General features: G+C 60.5%; 14 protein-coding genes and 1 tRNA gene. 6 read left to right on the top strand and 9 right to left on the bottom strand.

Features of this window, described 5'->3' with window-relative positions:
- Positions 1 to 238 precede the first annotated feature (238 nt).
- Complete coding sequence (locus AC56LV_RS20520) at positions 239 to 1,474, top strand: polyhydroxyalkanoate depolymerase (protein ID WP_499560281.1); 1,236 nt, start codon at positions 239 to 241, stop codon at positions 1,472 to 1,474.
- A 64-nt stretch (positions 1,475 to 1,538) separates the two neighbouring features.
- Here the strand turns inward: AC56LV_RS20520 and AC56LV_RS20515 are convergent, their stop codons facing one another.
- The gene (locus AC56LV_RS20515) at positions 1,539 to 1,883 is read right to left on the bottom strand and encodes an RcnB family protein (RefSeq protein ID WP_499560279.1); all 345 of its coding nucleotides are present in this window, start codon (positions 1,881 to 1,883) and stop codon (positions 1,539 to 1,541) included.
- Between the two features lie 171 nt (positions 1,884 to 2,054).
- On the opposite strand from AC56LV_RS20515, the gene rsxB reads away from it, so the two are divergent.
- Positions 2,055 to 2,732 (top strand): electron transport complex subunit RsxB, encoded by a 678-nt coding sequence (gene rsxB / locus AC56LV_RS20510; RefSeq protein ID WP_499560277.1) that lies wholly within the window; start codon positions 2,055 to 2,057, stop codon positions 2,730 to 2,732.
- Between the two features lie 5 nt (positions 2,733 to 2,737).
- Positions 2,738 to 3,445: an endonuclease III gene (gene nth / locus AC56LV_RS20505; protein ID WP_499560275.1), complete on the top strand. Its 708-nt coding sequence runs from the start codon at positions 2,738 to 2,740 to the stop codon at positions 3,443 to 3,445.
- Here nth and AC56LV_RS20500 read toward each other — a convergent pair.
- The 7 genes from AC56LV_RS20500 to rplU form a co-directional block, all read right to left on the bottom strand.
- The gene (locus AC56LV_RS20500; RefSeq protein WP_499560273.1) at positions 3,442 to 3,801 is read right to left on the bottom strand and encodes a nuclear transport factor 2 family protein; all 360 of its coding nucleotides are present in this window, start codon (positions 3,799 to 3,801) and stop codon (positions 3,442 to 3,444) included. The genes nth and AC56LV_RS20500 overlap by 4 nt on opposite strands.
- Before the next feature lie 90 nt (positions 3,802 to 3,891).
- Positions 3,892 to 5,466 carry a methyl-accepting chemotaxis protein gene (locus AC56LV_RS20495; protein WP_499560271.1) on the bottom strand — a complete coding sequence of 525 codons (1,575 nt, stop codon included), beginning with the start codon at positions 5,464 to 5,466 and terminating at the stop codon, positions 3,892 to 3,894.
- 155 nt (positions 5,467 to 5,621) lie between these two features.
- On the bottom strand, positions 5,622 to 6,740 hold the full coding sequence (gene proB, locus AC56LV_RS20490; RefSeq protein WP_499560269.1) for a glutamate 5-kinase: 1,119 nt from the start codon (positions 6,738 to 6,740) through the stop codon (positions 5,622 to 5,624).
- Positions 6,737 to 7,162, bottom strand: coding sequence for a hypothetical protein (locus tag AC56LV_RS20485; RefSeq protein WP_499560267.1), 426 nt, complete (start codon positions 7,160 to 7,162; stop codon positions 6,737 to 6,739). The genes proB and AC56LV_RS20485 overlap by 4 nt, the downstream gene beginning before the upstream one ends.
- A 3-nt stretch (positions 7,163 to 7,165) precedes the next feature.
- Complete coding sequence (cgtA, locus tag AC56LV_RS20480) at positions 7,166 to 8,278, bottom strand: Obg family GTPase CgtA (protein ID WP_499560265.1); 1,113 nt, start codon at positions 8,276 to 8,278, stop codon at positions 7,166 to 7,168.
- Between the two features lie 109 nt (positions 8,279 to 8,387).
- Positions 8,388 to 8,669: a 50S ribosomal protein L27 gene (gene rpmA / locus AC56LV_RS20475; protein ID WP_332530218.1), complete on the bottom strand. Its 282-nt coding sequence runs from the start codon at positions 8,667 to 8,669 to the stop codon at positions 8,388 to 8,390.
- Positions 8,670 to 8,711: 42 nt separating this feature from the next.
- Complete coding sequence (gene rplU / locus AC56LV_RS20470; protein ID WP_183549341.1) at positions 8,712 to 9,023, bottom strand: 50S ribosomal protein L21; 312 nt, start codon at positions 9,021 to 9,023, stop codon at positions 8,712 to 8,714.
- A 275-nt stretch (positions 9,024 to 9,298) separates the two neighbouring features.
- On the opposite strand from rplU, the gene ispB reads away from it, so the two are divergent.
- The 3 genes from ispB to AC56LV_RS20455 all read left to right on the top strand — a co-directional run bounded on the left by ispB (position 9,299) and on the right by AC56LV_RS20455 (position 12,255).
- The gene (gene ispB / locus AC56LV_RS20465; protein WP_332530217.1) at positions 9,299 to 10,288 is read left to right on the top strand and encodes an octaprenyl diphosphate synthase; all 990 of its coding nucleotides are present in this window, start codon (positions 9,299 to 9,301) and stop codon (positions 10,286 to 10,288) included.
- A 53-nt stretch (positions 10,289 to 10,341) separates the two neighbouring features.
- A tRNA-Pro gene (locus AC56LV_RS20460) sits at positions 10,342 to 10,418 on the top strand.
- 211 nt (positions 10,419 to 10,629) lie between these two features.
- Positions 10,630 to 12,255: a site-specific integrase gene (locus tag AC56LV_RS20455; RefSeq protein ID WP_499560263.1), complete on the top strand. Its 1,626-nt coding sequence runs from the start codon at positions 10,630 to 10,632 to the stop codon at positions 12,253 to 12,255.
- A gap of 1,742 nt (positions 12,256 to 13,997) precedes the next feature.
- Here the strand turns inward: AC56LV_RS20455 and AC56LV_RS20450 are convergent.
- Positions 13,998 to 17,735 (bottom strand): PAS domain-containing protein, encoded by a 3,738-nt coding sequence (locus AC56LV_RS20450; protein WP_499560261.1) that lies wholly within the window; start codon positions 17,733 to 17,735, stop codon positions 13,998 to 14,000.
- Between the last annotated feature and the right edge of the window lie 511 nt (positions 17,736 to 18,246).

The following is an 18,246-nucleotide window of genomic DNA, read 5'->3' as shown; positions in this document are numbered from 1 at the left end:
AACAGTCGTTCAGTAACATCGCAACGACAACGTCCCGTTAAAACGCCCCGCATCGCGGGGCGTTTTGTTTTATGTGGGATGCCCAACGAAGCGCGCACGGGCAAATATGCTACAAGTGCAGCATGCTTCAGCGTCAGGCCCGCTCAGGTTTCCACAAGCCAAAAGCAAATCCCCTATAATCGTTGAAGCTTCAACGCAAATCTTTTGCGGCGCGCGCAGTTAATAGAAGGATTTATTTATGCTTTACCAATTGCACGAAATGCAACGCTCCTTCCTGACCCCACTCATGCAGTGGGCTGAGGCGTCGTCGAAGATGTTTTCCAATCCCGTCTCGCCGTTTGCCCACACCCCGTTTTCGCAGCGGATCGCCGCCGGATACGAGCTGATGTACCGCCTGGGCAAGGAATACCAGAAGCCGGCATTCGGCTTGAAGACCACCACGATCAAGGGCGAAGAAGTCGGCATCGTCGAAGAGATCGTGCTCGAAAAGCCGTTCTGCAGCCTGCTGCACTTCAAGAAGGACTTGTCCGACGCCGGCATCGCCGCCCTCGCCCAACCGACTGTGCTGCTGGTCGCGCCGCTGTCCGGCCACCATGCCACGCTGCTGCGCGACACGGTCAAGGCGCTTCTGGTCGACCATGATGTGTTCGTCACCGACTGGACCGACGCACGCATGGTGCCGCTGTCCGATGGCCCGTTCCACCTCGACAATTACATCTTCTACGTCCAGGACTTCATCCGTCATCTGGGCCCGGACGTGCACGTGATCTCCGTGTGCCAGCCGACCGTGCCGGTGCTGGCCGCGATTGCGCTGATGGCAAGCGAGAACGACGCCAAACTGCCGAAGACGATGACGATGATGGGCGGCCCGATCGATCCGCGCAAATCGCCCACCGCCGTCAATGACCTGGCCGTCGAAAAGCCGTTCTCGTGGTTCGAGAACACCGTGATCTATTCCGTGCCAGGCAACTACCCGGGCTTTGGCCGCAAGGTGTATCCGGGCTTCCTGCAGCACGCCGGTTTCATCGCGATGAACCCGGGCCGCCACGCCCAGAGCCACCGCGAGTTCTACCAGCACCTGGTGCAGGGCGACGACGATTCGGCTGAATCGCACCGCCAGTTCTACGACGAATACAATGCTGTGCTCGACATGCCCGCCGAGTACTACCTGGACACGATCAAGACCGTGTTCCAGGACTTCAGCCTGCCAAAAGGCACGTGGAACGTCGGCGGCAATCTGGTGCGCCCGCAGGACATCAAAACGGTGGCATTGCTTACTGTCGAAGGCGAGCTGGACGATATTTCGGGCATCGGCCAGACCAGCGCTGCGCATGATCTGTGCAGTGGCGTACCGGCAGAGATGAAACACGCGTTTGTCGTCGAAAAAGCCGGCCACTACGGCATCTTCTCTGGCCGCCGCTGGCGCGAGATCGTGTGTCCGAAGATCACGGAATTCATCCGCGGCAACAAATAAGTAACCGCTGAATAAACAATGCCATGGCAAGCGCCATGGCATTTTTTTTGTGCTCTAGATACGCTCAGCGCCCGAGCACCACCTGCTCGACCCGGCCAGTGGCGATGGCCACCAGCGCGAAGCTGCGATCGGCCTGCACCCACTGGTGCCCGCGCGGTGGCTTGGTCAGGCGCAGCTTGCGCCAGTCCTCGACCACGTACTGGGCGGCCTGATAGCGTGCAGGTAAGCGCTCGCCACGGCGCAATTCGCCGCTGGATTCCACGCTGCGGTACAGGGACGGCAGCGCCAGCGCCGCCTCGGTTTGCTCGGGCGGCGCCGTGGCATGGCTGTCCTTGGTGTTGCGCGTGTGCAGGTTGTCGCCTGCAGAAAAAATGGCAGCAAACAGCAACGGGGCGATCAATTCGTTCATGTCAGTCCTCGTCGGTGGATCGGTTTATAGTACAGCAGGTTACGGCCCACACCTCTGTTCGATTGACCACGTACGTGATCCACCAGTTGGCCGCCATGCCGGCGCGCCGGGTTTCATCGCAGCAGCCGGCATTTTGGCGGATAATGTCGGCTTTACCAGATCCGCCACACCGTGACCAAACCCCTCGCCGATCAGCTCGAAGACCTGCTGCCGCAGACCCAGTGCACCAAGTGCGGCTATCCCGCGTGCCGTCCGTATGCGGAAGCGATCGCCAGCGGCGAAGCCGACATCAACCAGTGCCCGCCCGGCGGCATGGAAGGCGTGCGCCGCCTGGCCGCCGCGACGGGCCGCGCCGTGATCCCGATCAATCCGGCCAACGGGCTCGAGCGCCCGCGCCCGGTAGCCTTCATCGACGAGGCGCTGTGCATCGGCTGCACGCTGTGCATCCAGGCGTGTCCCGTCGATGCGATCCTGGGCGCGGCCAAGCAGATGCACACGATCCTGCCGAGCCTGTGCACCGGCTGCGACCTGTGCGTGGCGCCCTGCCCGGTCGATTGCATCGCGATGGTGCCGGTCACGGGCGAGCGCACCGGCTGGGATGCCTGGAGCCAGCCGGCCGCCGATGCGGCGCGCAGCCGCCACGACTTCCGCGAAGCGCGCCTGCGCCGCGAACGCGACGAGAACGACGCGCGGCTGGCTGCCAAGGCCGTGCAAAAACTGCGTGAAGTCACGGCCGAAGCAACCAATACCCCTGAAGAGCTGGCAGAAAAAGAGCGCAAGCGCGCGATCATCGCCGCCGCCATGGAACGCGCGCGCCTGAAGGCCGCCGGCAATTCCGACCCGACCTGACCTGCATGAATTCCGCCAAACGTTACGAGATTTTCACGCGCTTTCGCGCCGCCAACCCGACGCCCACCACCGAGCTCGAATTTTCGACGCCGTTCGAATTGCTGATCGCGGTCCTGCTGTCGGCCCAGTCGACCGATGTCGGCGTGAACAAGGCCATGCGCCGTTTGTTCCCGGTGGCGAACACGCCACAGGCGATCCTCGACCTGGGCATCGATGAGCTCAAGACCTATATCGCGACCATTGGCCTGTACAACACGAAGGCCAAGAACGTGATCGCCACCTGCCAGATCCTGGTCGATCAGCATGGCGGCGAAGTGCCGCCCGTGCGCGAAGCGCTCGAGGCCTTGCCGGGCGTGGGCCGCAAGACGGCGAACGTCGTGCTGAATACGGCCTTTGGCGAACCGACGATGGCAGTCGACACGCACATCTTCCGCGTCTCGAACCGCACGAAAATCGCCCCGGGCAAGAACGTCGACATCGTCGAACAGAAGTTGCTGAAGTTCGTGCCGAAGGAATTCCTGCACGACGCCCACCACTGGCTGATCCTGCACGGGCGCTACACCTGCGTGGCGCGCAAGCCGAAATGCTGGAACTGCCTGATTGCCGACCTGTGCGAGTTCAGGGACAAGACACCGGCGCCAGCCGGCGTACTCGAGCCGGCTGCTGTTGCTGCGGCCACGGCAGCCGAGGCCGCGATCCCTGCGGCAGGTTAAATCCGGGTCTCGCCAGTCGCGAACGACGCGCGCACAATACGTCCCTCAACTACTTCGTAGACGCACAGCATCTCGACCGTGCCCTGACCTTCCGGAAAATTGCGGGTCACGATTTCGAGGTCGGTGACGAAGTTGCCCAGCACCGTGCGCGACAGCAGCCGCGCGTGCAGGTCCGGCTCAAGGAAACGCTGTTCGTAGCGCGGCCGGATCTGTTCGTGACCGCGCGCCAGCAGGTCGCCATGCAGCGCGAATTGCGCGGCGTCTGGCGCATAGGTGGCCATCAGTGCATCAAGATCTTTGGCGTTGTAGGCGTCGAGCTGCGCCTGGACCACGGCGGAAGGTGAAAGAGGCGTCATCGGATGGTGGCTCACAAGGTGCGCCACCGGTTGCCGGGCCCATCCCGGCAATACGGGCGCGCGGGCATCTTACCGCGCGCCCGGTGCGTGTCAAGCAGCCAGTGCCAGTTTGGTACGGGGCGCCACCACGGCGCCGCCCGGCTCTTCGACCTTGAACACGCTGACCACGTCCGTCAGCGCCACTGTCTGCTCGCGCAGGGACTGCGCTGCGGCGGCGGCCTGCTCGACCAGCGCCGCATTCTGCTGGGTCGTGACATCCATTTCGGTGACGGCCTGGTTGACCTGCGAGATGCCCTGGCTCTGCTCGCTGCTGGCGGCGCTGATCTCGGTGATGATGTCCATCACGCCGCGCACGCTGGCCAGGATCTCGCCCATCGTCACGCCCGCTTCGCCGGCCAGTCGGTCGCCCGTTTCCACGCAGGCCACCGATTCACCGATCAGGTCCTTGATTTCTTTTGCCGCTGTCGCCGAACGCTGCGCGAGGGTGCGCACTTCGCCAGCCACGACGGCAAAGCCACGGCCCTGCTCGCCAGCGCGCGCCGCTTCGACCGCTGCATTGAGCGCCAGGATATTGGTCTGGAACGCGATGCCGTCGATGACGCCGATGATGTCGGTAATCTTGCGCGACGACGCGCTGATCGACGCCATCGTGCCCACCACCTGCTCGACCACCTTGCCGCCCTTGACCGCCACATCGCAGGCCGACACGGCCAGCACACTGGCCTGGCGCGCATTGTCGGCATTCTGGATGACGGTCGAGGTCAATTCTTCCATCGACGACGCCGTCTCTTCAAGCGCGCCGGCCTGGCGCTCGGTGCGCGCCGACAAATCGAGGTTGCCCTGCGCGATTTCGCCGGACGCTACCGCAATGGTCTCGGCCCCACCACGCACTTCGAGCACGATGCGCTGCAGGCTGGCCGACATCTCCTTCAACGCCGTCAAGAGTTGCCCCGTTTCATCGTTGCTGCGCACCGTGATCGCGGTACGCAGATCGCCCGCCGCGACGCTGCGCGCTGCCTCGACCGCTTCGTCGAGCGGCCGCGTGATCGAACGCGACACCAGAACGCCGGCGATGACGGCCACTACGGCGCCCAGCAGCATCAGGCCATAGCTGAGCAGCGTGGCCCGCTTGCCGACCGCATCGGCCTGGGCCACGCTGGCAAGGCTGACGGCTGACATCTTTTCCTCGGCCTGCACCAGCAGTTCGGCCGGGGCACGGTCCTTGCCCTTGACCGCGATATCGCCAGCGGCGGCATCGAAACCGGCCGCTTCGAAATCCTGGTAGCCGCGCCGGAAGTCCGCGCCCATGGTCGCGTGCGCCGCGCCGAACTGCGCCACCAGCGTGCGTACCTCGCCTTCCGGCATGGCGTCCACCAAGGCCTTGACCTGTTGCGCGACTTCCGTCTCGTTCTTCTGGAACGCGTTCCAGTACTTGACGCGTTCGCTGTCCGGTTTGCCACGCAGCAGGGTGTTCTTCCACTCCTGGACCTGTTTGCGGAAATGGGACAGCAGCGCCTGCACCTGCTGCGCCTGGCTTTCGGTTGCGACCGCCTGGCGGTAGGTATCGACCGAGCTGTTCATCTGCGCCATGCCAAAGAAGCCCGCGCAGGCGACGAGCAGCGTGACGGCGGCAAAACCCAGTGGTAATTTGCGACTTAAGTTCATGGTGAACATCCTGAATATACGCATGACGCGCTTAAGCGCAGTGTATCCCCAAGCGTAACGCTTGAATCTCTGCGGCAATATTTTTGGACGAATTGGGAGACAAACTCGCTGTTGCGTCAGATTGGCGCAACAGCCGGTTGGTTAGTGCTCGCTGCCTACAACAAGACCATATTGTCGCGATGGATGAGCTCAGGCCCTTCGACGAAGCCCAGGATGCGCTCGATCTCGGTCGACGAATGGCGCATGATGCGCCGCACTTCGCTGCTCGCGTAATTGGTCAATCCGCGCGCCAGCGGCTTGCCCGCTTCGTCCACGCAAGTGACCACCTGGCCACGGCCGAACTCGCCCTTGACGGCGATGACGCCGATCGGCAAGAGCGACTTGCCCTCGCGCGTGAGCTTGGCTGCCGCGCCGGCATCGATGACGACTTCGCCGCTCGTGTGCAGATGGTCGACCATCCACTGGCGGCGCGCCGTCAGGCGACCGGTCGGAGCCAGCAACTGCGTGCCGATCGCTTCGCCACCCGCCAGGCGGGTGAGAACATCCGGCTCGCGCCCCCAGGCGATCACGGTGTGCGCGCCGGAACGCGCAGCGCGCTTGGCCGCCAGCACCTTGGTCAGCATGCCACCGCTGCCGATGCTGCTGCCGGCGCCGCCTGCCATGCTTTCCAGTGCCACATCGCCGGCCTGGGCGTGCGCGATCAGGCACGCATCGGGGTTCTTGCGCGGGTCGGCCGAGTACAAGCCGGGCTGGTCGGTCAGGATGACGAGCGCATCGGCCTCGATCAGGTTGGCGACGAGCGCACCAAGCGTATCGTTGTCGCCGAACTTGATCTCGTCGGTGACGACGGTATCGTTCTCGTTGATGATCGGCACCACGTTCAGGCGCAGCAAGGTGGTCAGCGTCGAGCGCGCGTTCAGATAGCGTTCGCGGTCGGCCAGGTCGGCATGCGTGAGCAGCACCTGGGCCGTTTGCACGCCGTGCGCGCGAAAGCTCGTTTCATAGATTTGCGCCAGGCCCATCTGACCACAGGCAGCGCACGCCTGCAGTTCATGGATATCAGTGGGGCGCTTCGTAAAGCCCAGGCGCAGCATGCCTTCGGCAATGGCGCCCGAGCTGACCAGGACCACGTCCTTGCCAAGGGCGCGCAGCGCGGCAATCTGGGACGCCCAGCGGGCAATGGCGGTATGGTCCAGCCCCCTGCCCTCGTCGGTGACGAGGGAGGAGCCAACCTTGACGATGATGCGGGAAGCTTGTTGGAGGGCGGAGTTCATGGCGACAGGAATTTTCCCCGCGGGCGCAATGCGAGCAGGGCACATCCTGCCAGCAGTTCAACCGCGCAGACAGCGAATAAGACCCCCGTGGGCAAGCCGATCGCAAAGGCCGCGGCGAGGCGGCCGGCCGGCTGGGCCAGGAGGAACAAGGCAGTCAGGTCGCCCAGGATCGGCTGATTGCCGTTCCTGGCCGCCAATAGCGCCAACCCCGCGGTAGCGAGGCGGACGCCCACATAGATGGCATAAAACTGGCTGTAGCCATTTACGCCAACCAAAAACAGGCCCATCGCCGACGCAATACGGTCGGGATCGAGCAATGCCGCCAGCGAGGCCAGCGAGCTGACGGTGGCGACCAGCTGCAACAGCTGGCCACGCAACCAGGCGCGCGACCAGGCGGCGGGCTGAGGAACGCTACCAGCCAAGGGTCAGTCTTCGAGGATCTTGAAGCGTGGATCGTCCGGATCGATCGACGAAATCCCGCGCGCTTCTTCGGTCATCGCGGTTTCTTCGGCGCGGTGCTCGGCATGACGCTTCTCTTCCAGGTGCAGGTAGATCGCGTTGATCAGTTCCTGGCAACCTTCGCGGTTCAGCGCCGAAATCTCGAACACCGGGCCCTTCCAGGCCAGGCGCTTGATCATGTCCTTGACGCGCTTCTTGCGCTCGGCCTCGTCCAGGATGTCGAGCTTGTTGAGCACGAGCCAGCGCGGCTTGTTCAGAAGCTCTTCGTCGTACTTTTCGAGTTCCTTGATCAGGGCCTTGGCTTCCTTGACCGGATCGATGTTCGCTTCGAACGACGACAGGTCGACAATGTGCAGCAGCAAGCCGGTACGCGCCAGGTGACGCAGGAACTGGTGACCCAGGCCCGCACCTTCGGCAGCGCCTTCGATCAGGCCCGGAATGTCGGCCACGACAAAGCTCTTTTCGTGCGACACGCGCACCACGCCCAGGTTCGGGTGCAAGGTGGTGAACGGGTAATCGGCGATCTTCGGACGCGCGTTCGAGACGGCGGTAATGAAGGTCGATTTACCGGCGTTCGGCATGCCCAGGAGGCCCACGTCCGCCAGGACTTTCAGTTCCAGGCGCAACGTGCGACGCTCGCCTTCCTTGCCTTCGGTCTTTTGACGCGGGGCGCGGTTGGTCGAACTTTTAAAGTGGATATTGCCCCAGCCGCCCTCGCCGCCTTTGGCGAGCAGTTCGGTCTGGCCGTGTTCGGTCAGGTCGGCAATGATTTCGCCATTGACATCGTCGATGATGAGCGTGCCAACCGGCATGCGCATATAGATGTCTTCGGCGCCCTTGCCATAGCAATCCGAGCCGCGGCCCGGTTCGCCGTGCTTGCCGGTGTGGACTTTCGAGTAGCGAAAGTCGACCAGCGTGTTGACGTTGCGGTCGGCAACCACAAAGATCGAGCTGCCCGTGCCGCCATCGCCGCCGTCGGGACCGCCAAATGGGCGGAACTTTTCGCGCCGGAACGAGGCGCATCCGTTGCCGCCGTCGCCTCCGATGACTTCAATTTTTGCTTCGTCGATAAACTTCATGATTGTGACCGCTTAAAAACTAAAAAAGGCCCTACCGTGGGCAGAGCCTTTCGATGGAAGGCTTGCGCCTTGCAAAGAAGCGCCGCTCGAAAGCGGCGCGAGTGCGTTATTACGCTGCGACTGCTTCCGCTGCTTCGTTAGCAACGACGGTCACGAATTGCTTCGAGCCGACGCCTTGCTTGACGAACTTGACGGTGCCAGTGACCAGCGCGAACAGGGTGTGATCCTTGCCCGTACCGACATTGGTGCCGGCGCGCACTGGGGTGCCGCGCTGACGAATGATGATGCCGCCGGCGTTGACTGCCTGGCCGCCGTAGATCTTCACGCCGAGGCGCTTGCTTTCTGAGTCACGGCCGTTGCGGGTAGTACCGCCGCCTTTTTTGTGTGCCATTTATTTACTCCTGGATGACGTTGCTGGGGACCGGAAACGGGATTAGCCGTTGATCGAAACGATCTGGATTTCGGTGAAGTTTTGGCGATGGCCCATACGCTTCTGGTAGTGCTTACGACGACGCATCTTGAAGATACGCACTTTGTCGTGGCGACCCTGCGAAACCACTTTCACCAGCACCGTTGCACCTTCGACCAGCGGAGCACCAAACTTGATGCTTTCGCCTTCGCCAAGGGCGAGGACCTGATCGATCGTGAGTTCGGAACCAATGTCTGCCGGTATCTGTTCTACTTTAAGTTTTTCACCAGCGACAACTTTGTATTGCTTGCCACCGGTTTTTATGACCGCGTACATGATTTGAAACCTCATCAAATGTTAAAAGAACCCCTCGGCGCGTCGACCTGCGCTTGACACGCAGGACTAATCTTAAGCCGGGGAACAGAGGATTATACATAAGTCGGTGCAGTGCGTCAAAACCATTCGGCGATCGCTTCACGGCATCGGGCGGCGTCCATGGCTGCATCGCCCGCTCTCTCGCAGGCGCACCCCTCTCAGCCCGACGGTTCGCCCTCCCATGACGTATAATCGCCTCACTCTTATAGTTAACCCAACGCTCACGCAGGTCAGCCTTGTCAGCCGCTACCCAACACGCCCAACAGAACACCATCGTCCAGTCGATCGCGCCCGATATGGAGGCCGTCAACACGGTGATCCGCCAGCGGCTGCATTCCGAAGTCACGCTGGTCAACCAGATCGCCGAGTACATCATCAGTGCCGGCGGCAAGCGCATCCGTCCAGTACTGGTGCTGCTGCTGGCCAATGCCTATGGCTACCGGGGCACCGCGCACCACGAGCTGGCCGCCGTCGTCGAATTCATTCACACCGCAACGCTGCTGCATGACGACGTCGTCGACGAATCGTCGATGCGCCGAGGCCGCCAGACCGCCAACGCGCTGTTCGGCAACGCCGCCTCGGTGCTGGTCGGCGACTTCCTCTACTCGCGCGCGTTCCAGATGATGGTGGGCCTGGACAGCATGCGCATCATGCAGATCCTGTCCGACGCCACCAACGTGATTGCCGAAGGCGAAGTCCTGCAACTGCTGAACATGCACGACCCGGACGTGACCGAAGCGAGCTACCTTCTCGTGATCCGATCCAAGACTGCCAAGCTGTTCGAAGCCGCTGCCGAACTCGGCGCGCTGATCGCCGGCGCGAATGACGCCCAGATCGCCGCCGCCGGCGAATACGGCCGCTCGCTGGGCACCGCGTTCCAGCTGATCGACGACGTGCTCGACTACGCTGGCGACGCCGCCGAGATCGGCAAGAACCTGGGGGATGATCTGCGCGAAGGCAAACCGACCCTGCCCCTGATCTGGCTGATGGAACACGGCACGCCAGAGCAGCGCGAACTGGTGCGCAGCTGCATCGAGCAAGGCGACGAGGCACAATTCGACGCCGTACTGGCTGCCGTAACGTCGAGCGGCGCGCTCGATTACACGCGGGCACAGGCCGAACAGGCAGCGCGCCGGGCATCGGAAGCGATTGCCGGTTTGCCCGACAGCCTGTTCAAGAACAGCCTGCTGCAACTGAGCAGCTTTGCCGTTGACAGGAACCACTGAGCGATTTTATATTACGACCATCCCGGGGTGGTTGTACGTACACCCCGAACCGTCGGGGTGTAGCTTAGCCCGGTAGAGCGCTACGTTCGGGACGTAGAGGCCGGAGGTTCGAATCCTCTCACCCCGACCAAAAATTCCTCAATCAAAACAGCAGGTTGTCACTCCTCTGTCTTGCTTTGTGCGGTGGCTCGTGGCAGATCAGTGGCAATTCCTGCGCAATTTGCCTCTGAAAAAATAACTGTGTGCGTCTCTAGCGCTATTTGCAAATAGCGTCCTTGTCGACGAATCATCACAACGCGATCGCCCTATACCGTACTCCATAACCTTTGGAGTAATGCACTATGGCATCGATTGAAAACCGTTCTCACCACCAAGTCTCGGTAAAGAACCGCGACGATTTGACTCGGACGTTCGCACACAATGCGAAGGCAGCAATTGACGAGTATTGTCAGTTGCTGGTCGCTCAAAAGCTCAAGCCACGTCTGAACCGTCTCGACAACTACTTCATCATCCGAGACCGAAGCATCAACCGGACCGGCCAAACCCTCCACGCTACGAGCCTGCTAGAGGCTCAGGACATCCAGGCCCGTCTTGAGAGCGAACAGCGCCGCAGCATCTTCACCGATTACGCCACGGGCTACCGAATCACACTTGCAGACCTTCTCGTCCGCTACCTTCGAGAGGAAGCCCCTCGACATAAGAGCTTCGAGGTTATTGCATACAAGATCAATGCACTACTCGAAGATGTTGGGCTTGACCGTGAAGACCTCATGTCAGTGGTGAAGTCGCATCCAAACCCACATCAGAACGTAGCGAAGATGAAGATACGGAAGCCTGCTGGCAAACGCGTGGGGCAACTCTGTGAAGCAAGCAAGTTTATTCGCAAACCCTTCGCTCGCATTGTTCCCGACGACTTTAGGGACTACATGGATGAGCGCGGCCAAGTAGTCGCACCGTCGACTGTGGACCGAGAAATCGACATCTTCTCTGCAGTCTGCCGGCATGCGATCAATACGTGGCGAATTCATGTCGAGAAAAGTCCCATGGATGGTGTCAAGCGCCCACGCTATTACAATGAACGCGACCGGCGATTGTCCCTCAGTGAGGAAAAATGTCTGATGACCGCAGCGCTGGAGGAGGACCGGCGGGCCACACTCCGGCGACGGGTTGATGAACTTTTCAATCAGAAACAAGGTGACAGCGATGACTCAGTCACTCGCTACCGACATCTCAAAGATCTTCAAACATTACAGATACAGGCTGAACAGACGCTCGATCCCATCCTCTATTTCTCAACCTTTGTTCAGTTTCAATTGATGACTGGCGCCCGGAGAACGGAGACGTTGACACTATCTTGGAGTAACGTTGACCTCAATGCTCAGACAGCGCTCCTACTAGAGACAAAGAACGGGCGTTCGCGAAAGTTGCCACTTCGAAGCGATCTAGTAGCGATGCTCGACATCCTTCCTCGTAACGGTGAACTCGTCTTTCCGATCAGCGTCGACCGATTGCGAAAGGCTTGGGCTCGGATGTGCGTTGCAGCCGGTCTGACTGGCGAAAACGAATTCCGCGTACATGATCTGCGTCACGAAGCGATTTCACGAGTTGCTGAAATGGGGAGCAGCACACTCGGTGGATTCTCACTGATCGACCTTCAACACTTCTCTGGGCACCGAGATGTTCGTATGCTTCTCCGCTATGTCCATCTTTGTACAAGGAGTCTGGCGGAGCGTCTTGACGCCGCTTTCGCATCGAAGAGCGAGACAACGATGCACAAGGGGCGTCGCCGGCTCGCAGCTAATGCATCCATAACCATGCAAGAGGCCGTCGAAACTTCCAGCGAAGTATCCAGTGCGGCGGTTCAGACCGACATATCTATGGCTATCTCAGAAACGTCAGTAAGCAAGGACGGGCGGGAGGTCGGCACAAATGTCATTACAGTAAACTTTGGCCGAAGAGCGGCTTGACGCGCAAGTCGTCATTAATTGATGAACCTACGCGAGAGCCAAGAGTTAGCTCTCGCGCTTCATTTGCTATGCTGCAGCGGAATCATGACTGAGCAGGATTTTGAGCTGCTATCGGATTCGCCAACAATGCGTGCACGATGATTGATAATTTATAAACAGCTCATCCGTTCATATTTTCCAGTAGCGTCCGCTCATGTTGTCGGAATAGCACCAGGCAGTTACAAGTAGCCGATTCGCAAACCTGGCCACGCAAGGGGATGTAGATACTCCAGCCGCGGATATCGATGAAGAATTCGACTTGGCCATGCAAGACATAAATTTCCCCGGTCTTGGAAAATTTCGAATCGAAGTCCGATGATCTCGAACAGCCATGGCGCGCGCGCAACGATTGGCTACTCTTTGTAGCGGCTGCCCTGGCCCATTGATGCACACTCGATCGCGTCAACAATATAATTTCCGAAGAGTTCCTTCGCTCAACGAATGACCGACGCCCCGTCCTTCAGCGTGAGCACGCCGACCCTTCACCACGTTTATCAGTCTGGTGACGCGCGTATCATTGCTGAAATCCCGACACGCCGCTGAGCACACCGACGGGAACACTGTTAGAGGCAGCGGAAGAGGCGCGCACCGATGGCAACACCGAGTTCGCCGCAATGCTCGACTTGTTCGGTCGAATACGTTCGAACGTTTTGCAGCGAGAAAGCCCGCGCTCTCCTCTCACCCATTTCGCAGTTTGGCCCGAAGGAACCACTTGTTTCGATCCTGAACTCCTTTAACAGCTCTGGTGCTCGATCTACTTGCGAAATTGGTAGGTCACGACGCTCACGTGCCGCTGCGTGCCCGCTTAGCTGACATAGTATGGCTGCGAGCGAAACAGCATGGCGAAGCCTATTCACTACGAGCCATCGACGATTGACGGTCAGCGCCTCCCGATCCGAAACGGTAGTACGAATATAGTTACGCCCATTAGCATCGCACGCTGCAGCTAACCAAAGACCGAAAAGGCGACGCTGGGGACCACTTGCCTGAGATCGAAAACGCGATGGTCAATCAGACGGCAACCGCAGCAAGTGCCGGGCAATGATGCGCCATATTTCCTGCGACCGCTTACCGAGGTGCGGCTGGGATTGCAGCACGTCGAACGCGTCACTACTCTGCTCGAGCGCCAGAGCCGCCAAGCAGCAACAGCTTGCGATACGTTCAATAGTTTCCGGAAATGGATGGCTAAACGTGGCGTCAGCGGCATGCTGGCTGCGTTTAGCTTGTTCTGAAGGCTTAGTTTACCCGAGTCACTCGAAAGTATCAGGTAGAGATCAAGCGTAACACAGGATTCTTTTGGGTGCCCTGTTAACTAAAACCTTGCTGTAGCTGGTCCCGCCGCCCAAATTCACGTCCTTAAACAGCCCGGAACGCTTGCAGTCATGAGCATATGGCGGCAAGTGTCTTGGTTCCTCCAAGACACCCAGGCGCTGCGCCAATAGATGGGCACTAACACGATCGATCCTGCATTTTTTGCGCGTTCAGCCTGAAGTAGCCTAGATCCATACTTATTTCGTAGAGTTTGATGAATGTCGCACCTCGACTGCGGCCAAAACCCGCTCCTTTCACTCCGGCCGCATACGCGCGCCGAGGTAGATACGGCGAAGTGCGCCGATGTCGAACTCGTAGCGGCCCGGGACACCTTCACAGGCCAGCAGCTGAACGATGTCGTCGTATACGTGACGATGAGCTGCTAAGTTGATTCAGACCCGCGCGAGTCGCGCGGCAGCGCTGAACAGATTCTCTATCGGCTCGGGTTTGTGTAGCAGGAACCCTTGCGCATAGTCGATGCCCATCTCACCCACGCGCTCCAGCACTTCAGGCCGATCCACAAACTCAGCTACCGTCTTAACCCCCAATACCCGAGCCACGTCAATGAAACAACGTACAGCGGCTGCGTCTAGCGGGTCGTCGATCACGTCGCGGATAAAGCTGCCGTCGATCTTTAGCACATCGACCTTGAGGTTTTTCAGGTAGCCAAATGACGAAGCTCCGGCCCCGAAGTCGTCGAGCGCCACCCTCGCCCCTAGAGCGCGGACCTGTTCAATGAAGGTCGCAGCATCCGCCATGTTGGTGACTGCGGCGGTCTCTGTGATCTCCAGACAGATTCGCCGGCAGACCGCGCTGCCGGCTTCCGTCAGCGTTTCGATGGCATGCCGGTGAAACGCCCGATCGCCCACCGACTGCCCCGACAGGTTAATGCAGAGCGTGTCGATAGAATTTAAATCTGAAATGGCCCGGATCTGCTGTACGGCGCGCTTGAGCACCCAGCGATCGATGCGCGTGGCCATATGGAAGCGCTCTGCAGCCGGCAGGAAGGCTCCCGGAGAGATCAAGCTGCCATCGGTATTCAGCAAGCGGATTAGCACTTCAGCGTGCATCCCAGTAGAGCCATCTCCAAGTGCTTCGATGCGCTGCGCGTAGAGCACGAACCTGTCTTCATCCAGCGCTTGCTCCAGCCGCGTGGCCCACTGCATTTCGCCATGACGTGTACGAATAGCTTGGTCAGTGTCCAACCAGACATGTACACGGTTTCGGCCCGCCTCTTTAGCGGCATAGCACGAGGTGTCAGCCGCCTGCATGGCGGCGGCTGTGTTGGCCCATCGGTTGTCTACCGGCACTAGGCCGATGCTAGTGCCGATCCGGAAGCGTCGGTCGTCGTGAACGAACCTGAACTCCTCCATGCGGTCGCAGATCTGCTGCGCCACGTGCAGGGCCTGATCGGATGGGCATTGCTCCAGGATGACCGCAAATTCGTCGCCCCCCAGGCGGCCCAGCGTGTCGCACGCGCGCACGGCTTCGCGCAGCAGCTTGGCTACCTGCTGCAGGAGCTGGTCTCCCACGGAGTGGCCGCAGGCATCGTTCACAAGCTTGAACTGGTCGAGGTCGATGTATAGCAATGCATGCTCGCTGCGTTCCTCGTATGCCTTTTCCAGCGTTCGGTGCAGCCGTGTCTCGAACTCGGCTCGGTTAACCAGGCCCGTGAGGGCGTCGTGCGTCGCGCGGTAGCTCATCTCGCCGGACAGTCGCCGTTGTTCGGTCACGTCGTGAAAGACCAGCACGACGCCGAGCAGGTCACCACTGGGGCTGTGTATCGGTGCAGCGGAGTCCTCGATGCCGAACTCGTCGCCACTGCGCGAGATAAGCACCGTATGCTTGGCCAGGCCCGCGATCTTGCCTTGTGCCAGGCAGGCGGCTACCGGGTTCTCGATGGGATGACGGGTCTCTGCGTTGACGATGTGAAAGACCTCGGTCAGTGAACACCCCAGCGCTTCACTGGACAGCCAGCCGGTCATGCGCTCGGCTGCCGGGTTCAACCAAGTCACATGGCTGTGCGCGTCGGTGGTGATCACGGCGTCGCCGATCGACTGCAGCGTCACGCGCAGGAGCTCATGCTGTTCGGCCAATTCGTTGGCCAGCTCGCGCAGTGGCGTCACATCCCAATTCACGCCCACCATGTGTAGAGCCTGGCCTGCGGCATCACGCGTCACCCTGCCAGTGGCACACAGAAAGTGTACGGAGCCGTCTCCCCAGATCACACGAAACTCAGAGCGAAAGTCGTCACCGCTGTCCAACGAAGACTTGAATTCCAGCTCGGCGCGGCGTCGATCAGCGGGGTGAAGGTGGCGAGTCCAGAGCTCGTAGCCGTTCGTACCCGAGCCCTCGGACAGACCGTACAGCGCGTACATCAGTCCATCCCAGGTGAGTACGCCGGTTTGCACGTTCAGCTCCCACACTCCGATGCCACCGACTTCCGTCGCCAGTACAATGCGTTGCTGAGCGGCGTCGAGGGCCAGGCGGCTTTCCACGCGTTGGGTGATGTCCTGGAAGATCCCGAACAGCCGCACCGGCTTTCCGCACTCGAACTCCGCATGGCCCACCGCACGTACCCAGATCCTGCGACCGCACTTCTGGATGAAGGGTAGTTCCAGGTCCCAGTCGGTGCCGTCCGCCATGGCCTGCGCCACCGCTGCGTCGATGATGGGGCGGGCTTGCGGCGCATAGAAGTCGATTGCCTCGGTCAATTGGGGCTGGTAGTCGGGCTCCACGCCGTGGATGCGACATGTCTGCTCGGACCAGTGAATGCTGCCGCTGGTGATGTCGATCTCCCAACCTCCGACCTGTGCCAGCGCGCCGGTGCGGTTGAGCAGTTCCTCGCTCTTGCGCACTCGATCTTCCTGCGCCTTGCGCGCTGTGATATCCAGATGCGTGCCGAACATCCACTCGGGCTGGCCGTTTGCTGTGCTGGTCAGCACCTTGCCGCGGTCGAGCACCCAGACCCAGTGGCCGTCGCGGTGGCGCATGCGCGCCTCGCATTCGTAGGCCGCCATCTCACCCGCAAAGTGGGCTTGAAGCAGCGCACTGGATCGCGCCATGTCCTCAGGGTGGGTCAGATCGACCCAGGTCTGGATGGTGGTAGGGGAAAGCTCATTCATGGTGGCCCCGACAATCTCGGCCCAGCGCTCATTGAAGCGCGTCTCGCCGGTCTGAACGTTCCATTCCCAGGTGCCCGCGCCGGTTCCCTGAATGATCGCTGCCAGGCGCACGCGCTCTTCGTCGAGCGCACGGCGCGACTGCAAGCGCTCGGTGATGTCCTCCACCGAACCCACGTAGCCTGTGACCTCAGCATCGCCATCCAGCAAGGCACGCGCCACAGCGCGCACGTGGAGCACCGTGCCATCGGGTCGGCGAACCCGAAACTCCATGTCGAATTCCTGCTTCAATACTGCTGCCTGCTGCCATTGGGCGAAGACTGCCGCCTTGTCGTCGGGGTGGAGGGTGTGACTCCAGCCTTCCCCATTGGCTTCAGCCTGGCTGAGACCGTAGATGGTTTGCCAATGCGTGTTGGTATATGTGCAGCCGCCGGCCGCATCGGTGGCGTACACACCGAACGGTGACGCCTCGCTGAGCGCGCGGAAGAGGATTTCACTGGCTGCTACAGCCTGTGCCATGCGGCGCGTTTCCAGCGCCTGAACGGCAGCGATTGACAGCAGGCGCAGCGCCTCGCGTTGCTTTGCGCTCAGACGGCGCGGCACTCGGTCGATCACGCACAGCGTGCCGACGTGCGTACCGTCGCTCAGGCGCAGCGTGGCGCCGGCAAAGAAGCGTGTGTCTGGCGCCACGGCAACCAGCGGGTTGTCGGCAAAGCGCGAGTCGGCCTGGGCATCAGGCACCTCGAAGATGCCGTCGTGCAGGATCGCGTGAGCGCAGAACGCCACGTCACGGGGCATGTCTCTCATCACGGGCAAGCCCACACTGGCCTTGAACCATTGCCGGTCGTGGTCAATCAGGCTGATCAGCGAGATCGGAACGCCGCACACCAAGGCAGCAAGTGCCACAAAGGCATCGAACTCGCGTTCGGGCGCGGTGTCGAGGACGCCGAGCCGTTCGAGCGCCCGCAGGCGCTCTGGTTCGTCCAATGGCATCGGTGCAGTCAGCATATGGCGGGCTCGTTCACTAAAATCTAACATATCGTCACACAGCGGCCCATCGCGAAGCGCGCGAACTGGACTGAAATTTAGTCTCAAATCGGTGATTCATTGCTTGAGTGCATTCCGGTGTAAGCGGAACTAGTAAATTTCATGACTCAAAGCGCAAGATAAGTTATATGCAGACGTTGCCCAAAGCGTGACAGGGAAGTATCCCAAACAGCACAGTGCTCCTCTAATAGCCGTGCGGCTTGCAGTTGCATTGGCCGGGGCTAACTGCGCATCTGGCTTTTAACAATTGTGCATTTTTTCATCCAGTTTGTGCAAACTGGTTTGTTGCAGTGATGGAGCGAATTGGTTGATGCGTTTAGCTTGGTGCATATCATCGTCGGCCTCTCACGTCGCTGGAAAGCAATCCCCCTGTTCGCGGTCTGGATCACTTTACAGAAGCGTACCGGGTCACCGAGTTAGCCTCAATTTCGTTCGGTCTCACTGCGGTTTCCCAAGCCGGCCCCTGTTTAAC

This window comes from Telluria sp. RB2R28 (assembly GCF_059685835.1).
This window is presented reverse-complemented; position numbering and strand designations above follow the sequence as displayed.